The following is a 12,089-nucleotide window of genomic DNA, read 5'->3' on the forward strand; positions in this document are numbered from 1 at the left end:
AATCCCTAAATATCCATGAACTGGATATCTTCCAGCCTGTAAGGGTCCATTAGTTTATATCCATTGACAAGAATGGTCGGTGTAAAGGTAATTTCAGCCATTTCGCACCAGGCTTTTTGCTTTTCTGTTACCGTATTGATTTCTTCATTGATCTTTACGGGGTACTGACTGGCCCAGGTATCGTAGTCTTTACTGCTTTGCTTATACCAGCCGTTTAATGCTTCACCTACATATTTTCCATCTTTGGAAAGGCTCAGTGCAGTAACATGCCTGGCCACTTTTGTGCGGGCATCCTCCTCGGTATTTGCTGTAGTAAATAAAATCTTCAGCTGCAGGTCTTCCCGGGTCAGCAACCATTCGTCCAGCATTTTATGAGTGGCAGCACATGGTCCGCAAAAAGGGTTGGTGACCATCGTGATGATCGTTTCTGCATTCGGATTGCCCAGTTTAATGGCCTGCAATTCTTCAGGTACGGCATAACGTGGTTGTCCGGTCAGCAATTTATTAAACAAATCACTATTGTATTTGAAGCCTTTGAGCTGTTGTTTCAGGTGTTTCGTTTGCCCGGCCTTAGTAAGAAAAGGTTTGATGAATGCCCAGATGGCAATTGGAAGTAAAAAACAAACCGCCACAGCCGGAAGCACCGAAAGAGGGATGTCAAAGGTATAAGAGGAATTCATCAGGAAAGCAAAAGCTTCCAGCCAGAGTACGCCTTGTATCGTGCAGCACAGTACACACCAGTTTTTAATCTTGATCTGGTATCCGATGGAATAAAAAGTATAAGGTAAGGAAGCCACACATAGCCAGGCCAGTAAGCTGACGGATTGCGGATACAATAACAGGGAAAGAAAGGAGCCTGCAAAATAGAACATGCCTACTTCACTCCAGCTTAGCCAGCTGGTCACTTTGGCCGCATCCGACTTTAAGATCGCATTACAGTTATTTTCTTTTCCAAGGCTGCATAAATTCTGTATAAAGGGATTGTTGCCGTCAATACTGTGCATCAGCAACAACACGCTCACCACCAGCCCTACCAGTTTTACGACCAGTAAGCCCCCATAGGCAATACTTATTCCTGAGTAATTGATGGAAGCTGCAATACATGCCAGCAACAGCAGGATTAAAAAGGGAGCACGGGCCTGATCGAACCAGCCTTTAAGCAATTCCATACTGTAATTTTCTTCACCACTGTGCGCTTCTTTTTGGGCATACAACAGAATTCCGTCCCAGTTCCTGAGGAAATCTGCTTCTTCCATCACTGCCTTTTTCTCCGTTTCGTTGCTATAGGTTACTTTCCCGTTTGCAATCCCATGGATCAGCACAAACCTTCCACCGCTATCTTTGAAATGCGCAATTAAAGGAAAAGAAAGGTCTGCAGCATTATAATCAGCTTTGTCTATTCTATAGGTTTCGTGGGGGATCCTCCAGCCATTTAAGGAATCACTAATCGCCAGCAAACTCGGATATTCCGGATGCTCATTCAAAGTATTAATGGCTGTAAACTTGCTTACATTGACCTGAAGCGCTTTTATAAGGGAGATAACAACGGCTTCAGAATTTTCCAGCCTGGATTGCAATGGGTTTATCATATAGAGAACAGTTGATTTACAAAAAGGAATATTTACACCTGAATAAATTTACTTTACAAACATTAGGAACAATTGAGTTAAACTAATCTACAAAAAACATAAGCACATTTGCAATATATTTTCTTATAATATTTAACTAATTATCATCTCCTTTATTAAATCCAGAAAAAAGCAGGTGTTTTCATTTGACCAGACCTCAGAATTATAATACAAAGGCATGATTCATCTGATGAGAGGAATAGAAAAACGTCCTTACCTTTGTCCCGACATTAAAACATCAAGAAATGAGTATATACTTAACCGCTATTGTAAAAAGTAAAGAAGGCGCATCTGATGCGATGAAAACACTCCTGCAACAACTTGTTGTGGAATCCAGAAAGGAAAATGCCTGTCTGCAATATGACCTGCATCAGGACCAGGAAAACCCCAATGTTTTTATTTTCCATGAAATCTGGGAAAGCCGTAAAGGATGGGACCTTCACAATTCCCAACCCCATATTGCAGATTTTATAGCCGGTTCAGCAGATTTTATTGATGGAACGGTACAAATTTATCACACAGAAAAGATCAGCTGATCTGACATTAGAATATCCCCGACATGAGGATTCGTTTAAACGGATAAAAAACAGGCTGCCGGGGATATTCTTTCAGCAGTCTCTTTTGATATTCTTTGATGAAATCTTCTTTTAAACCTCCCTCCAGTCTTTCTACATAAGGGATCATTGCCGTGCCCGAAGTCCAGTCGTAAATGGCCATGGCATCTTTCAGAATATGCGGATAAATCTTTTCATAAACCGTGATTTCCCGGGCACCATTGTCGAACAGGATCCTGGAATAATTTTCAATGGAAAGCACAGACAAACCTCTCAGCCAACCATCAAACGCCGTTTTAAAGGGTTCTTCGGCAGCGATGCTTCTAAGTGTACGGTGGGTAAAATGTTCATGATTTGAGGGAACCTGCACAGCGAGTTGCCCGCCTTCTTTAAGGGAAGCAATGATTTCAGGAAACAATTGCTGATGTCCGTCGATCCATTGCAATGCGGCATTTGAAAAGATGAGGTCATATGTTGCCCCGCTTTGGAGATGTGCCTCAATCTCTGATTGCTCAAAACTCAGGTTCTTCCGGCTAAAAGTGCCGGCATCTCTCAACATCTCGGCCGAAGCATCGATGCCCAGGACCTCTGCACCGGGCAGCTGATCGCTCAGCTTACGGGTCAGTTCCCCGGTTCCGCAACCGAGGTCTATCACTTTCAAATCCGGCCTTACCTTTACCAGCGACAGCAAATCATAAAAAGGCTGGTAGCGTTGTTCTTTAAAAGTATTATAGATATCCGGATTCCATGCCATAAGTTCCTGTCTTTTTATAAATGCCCGGCCTGTTACCGGCCGGGCATTTCCTTCGTTATTAATGATTATTTTTGAATTACACGAATGTCAATACGACGGTTTTGGGCCCTTCCTTCAGGCGTATCATTGCTGGCAATGGGGTGCTCAGGACCATAACCTTCTGCTTCCAGACGCTTCGCATCTACCCCCAGTTTCACCAGCTCCTGCACTGCTGCATTTGCCCTTTCGTTTGATATTTTCTTGTTTACCCCAGCATCACCGGTATTATCGGTATAACCTCCCATTTTCAGCTTTAGGTTTGGATAAGCTTTTAAAATCGCAGTGATATTTTTTAACTGTTCCTGTGATTCGGCCTTTAGTGTGCTTTTTCCGGTTTCAAAGTATAACCTGTCAAAAGTAAACCAGGTGGTTTTATCCACTGCTTTATCCTTGTCTTCAATAAAGGAGATCAACCTGTTTTCTACAGAATTCTCTCCGATACTGATCTCCGTTCCGTCCGGTAGTTTTTTAGTAATCCGGGCTCCCAGGTCCCTTACAAAATCTCCGGCTTCATTTAATTTACCGGCAATGGCACCAGTTACGGCCTCTGCCCCTGCTTTCATCGCCGTTCCGGCAGAGTCCATGCGACTTCCCATCGAATCTACTTTCGCTGATAAAGAGTCTGCGCTGACGTTCATCTTAGATGTATTACATCCTGACCTGCCCATGATCCACCAGGCCCCTACCAGGATGATCAATAAAGGAATCAGCCATTTTAAAAAGCCGCCGCCCGATCTGGTATCACCGGATGGTCCGTAATTTATCGGGGCAACTTTCGGGACCTCTACTTTTGGCAGTTCTACTTTCGGCACTTCTACCACCGGTATTTCTACTTTCGGAATATCGACATTTGGCATATTGATGCCCGCCAGACCTAAAGAATCCCCTAAACCTTGCGGAAGGGCAGCAGTAATGTCGGCTTTACTTTCAAAAATTTTTCCTAATAAATCGGTAATGCTCCATCCTTTACCTGCCATTATCTTTGCAATAAATCCGGTAACCAAAGGGGCAATCATTGCCAGTAAACCTGCCGATTTATCAGCAGACAATCCACTGGATGAAGAAAGGGACCCGCTGATCGCATCACTATCTTTACCAAACAAGCCACCTAACATTGACTTTCCTTTCTCCAGTAAAGCATCATCTCCGCTGCCGAGTAAATCTTCAGTCTGACTTACCGTACCTGAATTGGTCACATTGGAGAGTATTTTGCCCAGAAAGCCTGAATCAGCTCCGGCTCCGTTTTTCAGGATCCCGGCAAGGATGGCGGGAATACCTGCAGCAAACCCGGTTTTCACCTGGTCCTCGGTTACGCCAGCTTTCTGGCTTAAAGATGAGACCACATCCGGGCTTACCTCATTCTTTAACATTTCAATTAAATTCATGTTTATAGGTTTTAGGTTAGAAATTTTAAATCATTATGCATCTTTCACAAAAAAGATATCCTAACTCATAATATTCAAACCAACATGATACAACCCACCTATAATTTCAATCCGATACCATAACCAGCATCTACACCAATGCAAATTCAAACACTTAAAGTTGAAAATCAGCGCCTTAAAACAATTTAACAATAAAAGAAGTTTTTTGTTTGGCTCTTGCCTGTCATTACATCAGCAATATTCTGTTTATACTTTAAGGTAAAATATCCATGACCTGTGGCCCTGTGATTTTTTGAACCTGAAAAAGCTCCCTATATTTGGTATTTATTACCCATTATAAACAGAAATCAAAAATCACCCGATGAAAACAGCATCCTTAGTACTATTACTCAGCTTTTTTATGAACCTTTCTTTTGCCCAAAAGAATGGAAAAGACACCGATAAAAGCAGCCCCATGGTTATTGGATCTGTCCAGAAGATCCCCTCAAAAATATTAGGAGAAGAAAGAAAAATCAGCATTTATCTTCCTGAAGACTATAAACAAAACGACACCACCAGGTATCCGGTTATCTATGTCCTTGATGGAGGTGTGAATGAAGATTTTATCCATATTGCGGGAATTGTAAGGTTCAATACCCAACCCTGGATCAACAGGTTTCCTAAATCTATAGTGGTAGGGATAGAGAACACGAACAGGAAACGCGATTTCAGCTTTGCTGTACCTAACCTGGATTTCGTAGAGAAAATGGGCTTTAAGAAAGAAAGCTTCCCCGCAGTAGGCGGATCGGCTAAATACATCGCTTTTCTGGAAAAAGAATTGCAGCCTTACATCAGCAAAAAGTATAAAACAACGGCTCAGAAAACAGTAATCGGTGAATCTTTTGCCGGACTCCTGGCCACGGAGATCTTATTGAAACACCGCGACCTGTTCAGTACCTATATCATTGTCACGCCCAGCCTGTGGTGGGGAAATGAATCTCTGCTGGCGGAAGCAGGGAAATTGCTGAAAACAGGAAATAACAGCAATGTTCAGGTCTATGTTGGCGCCTGCAGTAAAGAAGAAGACCTGACCATGTATAACGACGCAGTAGCACTGGGAGAAGTATTGAAACAGGATGGGGTAAACCTTAAACAGGTTCAGTTTGACTATATGCCAAATGAAATTCATTCTACAGCCATCCATCAGGCGGTTTACAATGCATTCAAATTATTATACCCTAAAACAGAATATCAAAAATAAGGCTGCAACAGCAGTGCTGATACCCAGCAAAGCCCCTGGAATTTCATCCCAGGGGCTTTGTGGTAAACGGATCCTGAGTACTTATTTGATCAGTTCCTGCTTCCACCAGTTGTAATAGTTGTGTTCCCCGTCCAATTCAAATCCACATCTTGGATACAGCTTGTTCCCGATCTCGTTTGTCTTCTGGGTTTCCAGCAAAAGGCCACAGGCATCGGTCTCCTCACAAAAATCCTTACACCTGTCAATAATTTTGACCGATAATCCAAGGCCCCTGTAATCAGGGTGGACAAACAGATCACTCAATAACCACTGGCGTTTCAGGGTCTTGTAATGAAATAAGGAATAAAGCTGGGCAAAGCCAACGGCCTTCCCATCTACCATGGCAAGAAAAGTCTCCGACTCGCCATTTGTAATCCGGTCCTTTAAAAAAGCGGTTGCCTTTCCCAGATCAGAGGGCTGCTCATAGAAAATCCTGTAGCTGTTAAATAATTCCGAAAACTCTTCCAGATGCGCCATACCTGCTTTTACGATTTTTTCCATTTAGCATTAAATTTTAAAGATTAAACAATGCGCAAAGCTTCCTAAAATCAGGAAACTTGTATTCCTCCAGTTTTTAGAATCTGATGGGTCCAGCTCATTTATCACAGAAAAACAATTTAAATTTGGTCCCTTAAGACCACAAGATTCACAGATAAGCATAGGACCGGATGTTAAGACCATGGAAAACGATTTTTAATATTTCTTTTAATGCCGAACAAACACTGGTAGCACAAATTGCTGCAGTGATCAGGCAGGAAATTACAAAAGGCAGACTGGAAAAAGGGGCTCCCCTGCCAGGCAGCAGGGCACTGGCGGAAGATCTTGGTGTAAACCGGAAGACGGTCATCTTTGCCTACCAATCCCTTATCGCCGAGGGCTGGGCAGAAAGCAGGGCGAAGTCAGGAACCTTTGTCTCCGAAAACCTGCCGGAAATAAAGAGGGACCAACCCCAAAAAGCCCGGCAGCTAAATGCCAATTTCGGGTTCAGGGAATTTGCCCCGGATCCGCTCACAGACCGTCCATTGTCGGGAAATCTGATTGTTTTTAACGAAGGCGCTCCCGACAACCGCCTGGCCCCTTTAAAAGAACTGTCCAGAGCTTACCGGCGCATCCTCGAGCGACAGGGAAGATGGCAGCTCCTGGGCTATGGTGCAGAACGCGGGGATTTAAAACTCAGGGAGATGCTGGTCCTGCTTTTATCAAGAGACAGGGGCTTTCAGGTAGATGTGAACAACATCTGCATCACCAGAGGGAGCCAAATGGCCTTATACCTGGCCGCAAAAGTTCTGATCAATACGGGTGATGTCGTTGTTGTAGAACAACCTGGTTATCCTGCGATCAGAAAAATCTTTGCCGAAGCCGGGGCAAATGTAAAAAGCGTAGCAGTGGACGAGGAAGGGCTTGATCCGGAGGCACTGGAATCCATGTGTAAAAAAATGCAGGTCAAAGCCATTTATGTTACCCCGCACCATCAGTTCCCAACCACAGTGACGATGAAAGCCGGCAGGAGAATCAGGCTTCTGGAACTCTCCATAAAGTATGGCTTTGCAGTAATAGAAGATGATTACGATCATGAATACCATTTCGGGGCAGGAAATAACCTCGCACTGTCCAGCAGTGATATGGCGGCCAATGTGATTTATATCAGCTCCTTTAGTAAGTTAATTGCCCCCGCAATCAGGATTGGCTATATCACAGGCCCGAAAGAATTTATGCAATCCCTTGTCAACCTACGCATACAGGTAGACCGACAGGGGGATAACATACTTGAACATGCCATCGCCGACCTTATGGAAGAAGGCATCATCGGCAGGCATTCCAGAAAGGCATCGGTTGTTTACCGTCACAAACGGGACTTAATGGCAGGCTATCTTCATCAATTTTTTGGCTCTTCTATCAAATTCAATAAACCAGAGGGGGGGCTCGCTTATTGGCTGGAATTCAATGAAGAAATTGATTTTGATGCCTATATTCAAAATCTTAAGCATAAGAACGTTCAGATTGTACCTCCCGGAGGTTTTTATGAAGACAACAAAGCAAGAAAAGGCATGCGCCTGGGCTATGGCTCATTAACAGAAAATGAATTAAAAGAAGGCATTCAGCTATTGGCTGATGCTTACCTGAAGCTCTAATTCCTGCTGTTTATGGTTTCTGCGAAGACATTGTTCCTTACTTATTGACTGGCAGGCAAAAAAGTAAAAACAGGACTTATTTTTGCTCCCAAAACGACTCGATTTCTTCCAATGATTTTCCTTTGGTCTCCGGCAGCAGTTTATAAACGGTAATAAAAGCGATCAGACAGAAAAAGCTGAATACCCAGAATGTGGCCGGTGTACCCGCATATTTCAGTAAAATCGGGGTGATCTGTCCCATGATCGTATCGGCCACCCACATCACCATAATACTAAGCCCAAGTGCCTTACCCCTGATTCGGGTAGGAAAGATTTCGGAGGCAACTACAAATTTCAGGGGTCCTATAGAAAAGGCAAAACAGGCCAGAAAAACAGTCACACTGATCAGCAGTAACCATCCCGAAGTGAGGCCTTGTGCAAAGAGAAAACCTGTCACAAATAAACTGATAAAAGCCCCTATCGTTCCCAGCAGATAAAGGGGTCTTCTGCCCCATTGATCCACCTTCCAGATCGCAATAAATGTAAAAATCAGATTGGCTGCCCCAAAGATGACCTGTCCTAAAAAAGAGTTCTCTAAGGCAATTCCCGCATCGTTCAGAATAGAAGGACCATAATAGATGATCGCGTTGATCCCACTGAGCTGGGAAAACAAAGGCAATAAGACCCCAAGCAACATTGCTTTCCTCAGTTTTGGAGAAAACAATTCTTTATAGCTTCCCTGCTCTTCCTTACTTTCTACCGCTACAGCTGCTTCCACCGATTTTATTTGTCCGTTATTCAGCTGTTTCAGAATGGCCAGGCCTTCTGCAGCGCGTCCTTTTCTGATCAGCCATCTCGGGCTTTCCGGAACAAAGAACAATCCGGCCAAAAACAGGATCGCCAATACGCCGCCCAAACTAAACATCCCCCTCCAGACTTCCTTCAGGTAAACCAGATCTGCAAGCGCGGAAAAACCGGTTTCTGAATGCGTTGCCGAATAATTCAGCAACAGCGAATTTGACACATAAGCAATTAAAATACCTGCGGTGATCGCCAGTTGATAACAGGTCACCAGGCGCCCTCTGATCGCTGCCGGTGCGATTTCTGAAATGTACAGCGGTACCACAATGGAGGCAACCCCCACTCCCAGCCCACCTATTAAACGGAAGGCAATCAGCGAGTGAAGCGTCTCGGCGAGCGAGCATCCTATTGCTGAAATCAGGAACAGGATGGCCGAGATGAACAACATCTTTTTCCGGCCAATTTTATCACTTAAATTCCCTGAAAAGGACACCCCTATGATACAGCCGATCAATGCCGAGGAGACAAAAAGCCCTTCATAGAATGCCGTCAAATCAAATTTCTTTTCTACAAAGGGCAATACGCCTGATATCACTGCCATATCGAAACCGAAAAGCAGTCCGCCTAAGGAAGCTACGAGCGTAATCAGCCCAAGGTAGCGGTTATTGTTGTGGTTCATATTTTATATTTGGTCAGGTTATTAGTTAAGTTTAGCTTGGTTGTTCAGGCTAGTCTTTGAGAAAGACCTTGATGACTTTGGCCCGTCTTTGATCATGATTTATCAGTTTATACCTGCCGGTTGCAGCTGGTACAATGAACGTTTCAGCATAATTAAAGCGGTAGGTATCAGCATCGTTGACTTCTGCGGAAATAGAGCTCCCTTCTACCAGCATCAGGATATGACACTTGTCCCCGGTAGAGATCTCGACCGTTGTATCAAACTCTATCCTTTCTATTTCATAAAAATGATCCTGATGGGTAGGCAATTTCAGGAGCTCCCAATCTGCACCCTGTTGAATGACCTGCTGACGGGAAATCAGTTCTTCCCGCACCTTTTCCCCTTTGCGTTCAAAACGCAGGTTGTTAAATGCATGTGCGATATTGATTGGACGTGGTTTCCCATCCAGTCCGAGGGATAGCCAATCGTACATTTTAAATGTAAAAATATAAGGCGTGGCACTGATCTCCAGCACCATGTTATTGGCTCCGGAGCTGTGAATTGTTCCGCCGGGGATCAAAAACAGTTCATGCTTACGGGATGAAAAACTTTGCACATATTTTTCTATCTCAATCTTTTCCTTTTTCAACTGACTGCTTTCCAGTTCAGCACGGAATTCTTCCGGGTTGATGTCTTCCTGAAAACCCAGGTATACTTTCGCACCCGGTTCGCAATCCATGATGTAATAGGTTTCATCCTGCGTAATCGTTTCCCCAAAGTTTTCCTGTATGTATGCCTTTGAAGGATGACATTGGATGGACAGGTTTCCGCCCTGAAAAGTATCAAGGAAGTCGAACCTGATCGGGAAATACGTTCCAAAAGCCGCTGCATGTTTACCAAGTATGGCTTTATATTCCAGTTCCATTAAAAGATCAAAGCTGATCTCCAGCAAATTCCCGTCGCTTTCCAGGACGAGGCCATTTTCCGGTGTGATCAGTTCAAATGACCAGGCATAATTGAGCTCGTCTTTGTTCAACCCTTCCAGGTGTTTTTTCATCCACTGACCACCCCATGAGCCGCTTTCAAACCAGGGTCTGGCCCTCAAAACAGCATGACTCATCCGATGCAATCCTGCTTCCAGATCGCTCCTGAATATCCAGTTTACTTCATCCAGCCACTGCCCGTCGGCAACAACAGCAATTCTGTTCAGCAATGCTGACCTGTGCTGGTTAAGCACCACCCAATCTATAAAGTAAAAACGCTTATACATGGAAAAATGATCATCAGTAATGCTGCTGCCCAGGTTGGTAATCGCCCCGGCCCTCATGCGGTACTGAATTTCATTTTTAGGGATTTCGAAATAGAGGACAGGAGCATCCCATTTCAGCAGGCCTGCCCCTACGCCTATCACGATATTGATGGTTTTTGTTGCTTCTTTTTCAATCGCTGAAATTTCCTCATACCTGAAGAAATCAGCTAATCCAAGCTGGGTCTTCCTGCCCCAAACCTCATTTTTAGCGCCCATATAAGGGGCAACCAGGGCTTCAATTTCCGCTTCCGGCTTAAAGTAAGCGGAGGTATGCTGCCATTTTACAGAAATATCGCGTTTATCCAGTTCTTCCTGAATCTGAAATTGTATTTCTTCAAAAAACACCCCGGCATAACCATCAATAAGGACAGTACCCTGCCCGATGATCCAATTGGTCAGTTCCTCAAAACCATTGGAGATCTTTTGGCTCCCTAACCTGAAAAAAGGTGTGCTTTCATAACTTTTACCGGCGGGTACCGTACCGGTGTTTACAGGCAGCAATGGCTGCAAAGTACGTCGCCAGTTATTTACCGCCCGCTCCTCCTGAGTTTTTGTTTCGGGTATATTTTCAGAATCTTCAATCATATTACAGCTGGGTTAAACGAATCAATATGTACAAACATATAAAATCATAAAAACAGTATTAAAATGAATATAAACAGACATTTATAAGAATAATGTTTCAACGAATACGCTTCATGTTTACATATGTACAAACATAGTAATTTAAGAACTATATCCAAATATATTTTCATAATTTTGCTACAAACCTATTCACTAAGCGGAGAGAGAAATATAGACATGAAGATAGCGATCAACCACAAGAGTCCGATTCCGTTACACATACAGGCAGAGGAGTTATTACGTAAAATGATCAAGTTGCCTGAATTTCAGGATGGCAAGCTTTTACCCAACGAAATTGATCTTGCCAATCAGCTGGCCATCTCCCGGACCACACTGCGACAAGCTTTAAATAAATTAGTTTATGAAGGTTTGCTGATCCGGAAAAAAGGGGTTGGCACCAAGGTTGCCGATGCGTTAATCAGCTCTAAATCTGTAAACTGGCTTAGCTTTTCTCAGGAAATGCAGGCAAGAGGCATTCCTATAAAAAACTTTGAACTTCATGTGAGCTGGATTTATCCCACTGAGATCATCGCCAACTTTTTCAACATCAAAACAGATCAGAAAATATTAAAGCTGGAACGCCTGCGCGGCCGTCCGGAAGGCCCTTTCGTTTATTTTGTATCTTACTTCCACCCCCGTACCAGTTTAACCGGGGAAGAAGATTTCAAAAGACCACTTTACGATATACTGGAGCGCGACTATAACATCATTGCCGAGCTTTCCAAAGAGGAGATCAGCGCAACTGCCGCAGATAAATTTATCGCCTCAAAGCTGGAAACAGAACCCGGCAGTCCGATATTGTTCCGTAAACGGTATGTATATGATCAGGCAGAACGGCCGATAGAATATAACCTGGGTTATTATAAGGCCGATAGTTTTGTCTATTCTGTGGAAAGCAGAAGAGCATAAACATCCCATACTTAACCGGCAAAAAAAAGCCTGAGTGT

10 protein-coding genes are annotated in these 12,089 nt (G+C 43.7%); 4 read left to right on the forward strand and 6 right to left on the reverse strand.

Annotation, left to right across the window (positions count from 1 at the left end; all coding sequences use genetic code 11):
* Positions 1-5 precede the first annotated feature (5 nt).
* Positions 6-1,589, reverse strand: a complete 1,584-nt coding sequence (locus tag DBR43_RS02650; protein ID WP_124577650.1) for a cysteine peptidase family C39 domain-containing protein — start codon at positions 1,587-1,589, stop codon at positions 6-8.
* Between the two features lie 284 nt (positions 1,590-1,873).
* Here DBR43_RS02650 and DBR43_RS02655 point away from each other — a divergent pair, with 284 nt between their 5' ends.
* Positions 1,874-2,164, forward strand: a complete 291-nt coding sequence (locus DBR43_RS02655; RefSeq protein WP_124577652.1) for a putative quinol monooxygenase — start codon at positions 1,874-1,876, stop codon at positions 2,162-2,164.
* Positions 2,165-2,171: 7 nt separating this feature from the next.
* Here DBR43_RS02655 and DBR43_RS02660 read toward each other — a convergent pair whose 3' ends face one another.
* Positions 2,172-2,936 (reverse strand): methyltransferase domain-containing protein, encoded by a 765-nt coding sequence (locus DBR43_RS02660; protein WP_124577654.1) that lies wholly within the window; start codon positions 2,934-2,936, stop codon positions 2,172-2,174.
* A 65-nt stretch (positions 2,937-3,001) separates the two neighbouring features.
* Complete coding sequence (locus DBR43_RS02665) at positions 3,002-4,360, reverse strand: OmpA family protein (protein WP_158622402.1); 1,359 nt, start codon at positions 4,358-4,360, stop codon at positions 3,002-3,004.
* Positions 4,361-4,721: 361 nt separating this feature from the next.
* Between DBR43_RS02665 and DBR43_RS02670 the strand changes: the two genes are divergently transcribed.
* Positions 4,722-5,600, forward strand: coding sequence for an alpha/beta hydrolase (locus tag DBR43_RS02670; RefSeq protein ID WP_124577656.1), 879 nt, complete (start codon positions 4,722-4,724; stop codon positions 5,598-5,600).
* A gap of 81 nt (positions 5,601-5,681) precedes the next feature.
* On the opposite strand, the gene DBR43_RS02675 is transcribed toward DBR43_RS02670, so the two are convergent.
* On the reverse strand, positions 5,682-6,140 hold the full coding sequence (locus DBR43_RS02675; RefSeq protein ID WP_124577658.1) for a GNAT family N-acetyltransferase: 459 nt from the start codon (positions 6,138-6,140) through the stop codon (positions 5,682-5,684).
* 167 nt (positions 6,141-6,307) lie between these two features.
* On the opposite strand from DBR43_RS02675, the gene DBR43_RS02680 reads away from it, so the two are divergent.
* Entirely contained in the window at positions 6,308-7,771 is a 1,464-nt protein-coding gene (locus DBR43_RS02680; protein ID WP_124577660.1) for a PLP-dependent aminotransferase family protein, read from the forward strand.
* Positions 7,772-7,847: 76 nt separating this feature from the next.
* Here DBR43_RS02680 and DBR43_RS02685 read toward each other — a convergent pair whose 3' ends face one another.
* Positions 7,848-9,230: a sugar porter family MFS transporter gene (locus DBR43_RS02685; RefSeq protein WP_124577662.1), complete on the reverse strand. Its 1,383-nt coding sequence runs from the start codon at positions 9,228-9,230 to the stop codon at positions 7,848-7,850.
* 49 nt (positions 9,231-9,279) lie between these two features.
* The gene (locus DBR43_RS02690; RefSeq protein WP_124577664.1) at positions 9,280-11,103 is read right to left on the reverse strand and encodes a class I mannose-6-phosphate isomerase; all 1,824 of its coding nucleotides are present in this window, start codon (positions 11,101-11,103) and stop codon (positions 9,280-9,282) included.
* 216 nt (positions 11,104-11,319) lie between these two features.
* Here DBR43_RS02690 and DBR43_RS02695 point away from each other — a divergent pair, with 216 nt between their 5' ends.
* Positions 11,320-12,051: a GntR family transcriptional regulator gene (locus DBR43_RS02695; RefSeq protein ID WP_124577666.1), complete on the forward strand. Its 732-nt coding sequence runs from the start codon at positions 11,320-11,322 to the stop codon at positions 12,049-12,051.
* The last annotated feature ends 38 nt before the right edge of the window (positions 12,052-12,089 follow it).

It is taken from the genome of Pedobacter sp. KBW06 (assembly GCF_003852525.1).
GTDB lineage: Bacteria > Bacteroidota > Bacteroidia > Sphingobacteriales > Sphingobacteriaceae > Pedobacter.

What these genes read in the sequence shown, in the direction of transcription:
- DBR43_RS02660 (WP_124577654.1), bottom strand. Translation starts at nt 2,936, where the DNA reads ATGGCATGGAATCCGGATATCTATAATACTTTTAAAGAACAACGCTAC.
- DBR43_RS02675 (WP_124577658.1), bottom strand. Translation starts at nt 6,140, where the DNA reads ATGGAAAAAATCGTAAAAGCAGGTATGGCGCATCTGGAAGAGTTTTCG.
- DBR43_RS02685 (WP_124577662.1), bottom strand. Translation starts at nt 9,230, where the DNA reads ATGAACCACAACAATAACCGCTACCTTGGGCTGATTACGCTCGTAGCT.
- DBR43_RS02695 (WP_124577666.1), top strand. Translation starts at nt 11,320, where the DNA reads ATGAAGATAGCGATCAACCACAAGAGTCCGATTCCGTTACACATACAG.
- DBR43_RS02665 (WP_158622402.1), bottom strand. Translation starts at nt 4,360, where the DNA reads ATGAATTTAATTGAAATGTTAAAGAATGAGGTAAGCCCGGATGTGGTC.
- DBR43_RS02670 (WP_124577656.1), top strand. Translation starts at nt 4,722, where the DNA reads ATGAAAACAGCATCCTTAGTACTATTACTCAGCTTTTTTATGAACCTT.
- DBR43_RS02655 (WP_124577652.1), top strand. Translation starts at nt 1,874, where the DNA reads ATGAGTATATACTTAACCGCTATTGTAAAAAGTAAAGAAGGCGCATCT.
- DBR43_RS02650 (WP_124577650.1), bottom strand. Translation starts at nt 1,589, where the DNA reads ATGATAAACCCATTGCAATCCAGGCTGGAAAATTCTGAAGCCGTTGTT.
- DBR43_RS02690 (WP_124577664.1), bottom strand. Translation starts at nt 11,103, where the DNA reads ATGATTGAAGATTCTGAAAATATACCCGAAACAAAAACTCAGGAGGAG.
- DBR43_RS02680 (WP_124577660.1), top strand. Translation starts at nt 6,308, where the DNA reads ATGTTAAGACCATGGAAAACGATTTTTAATATTTCTTTTAATGCCGAA.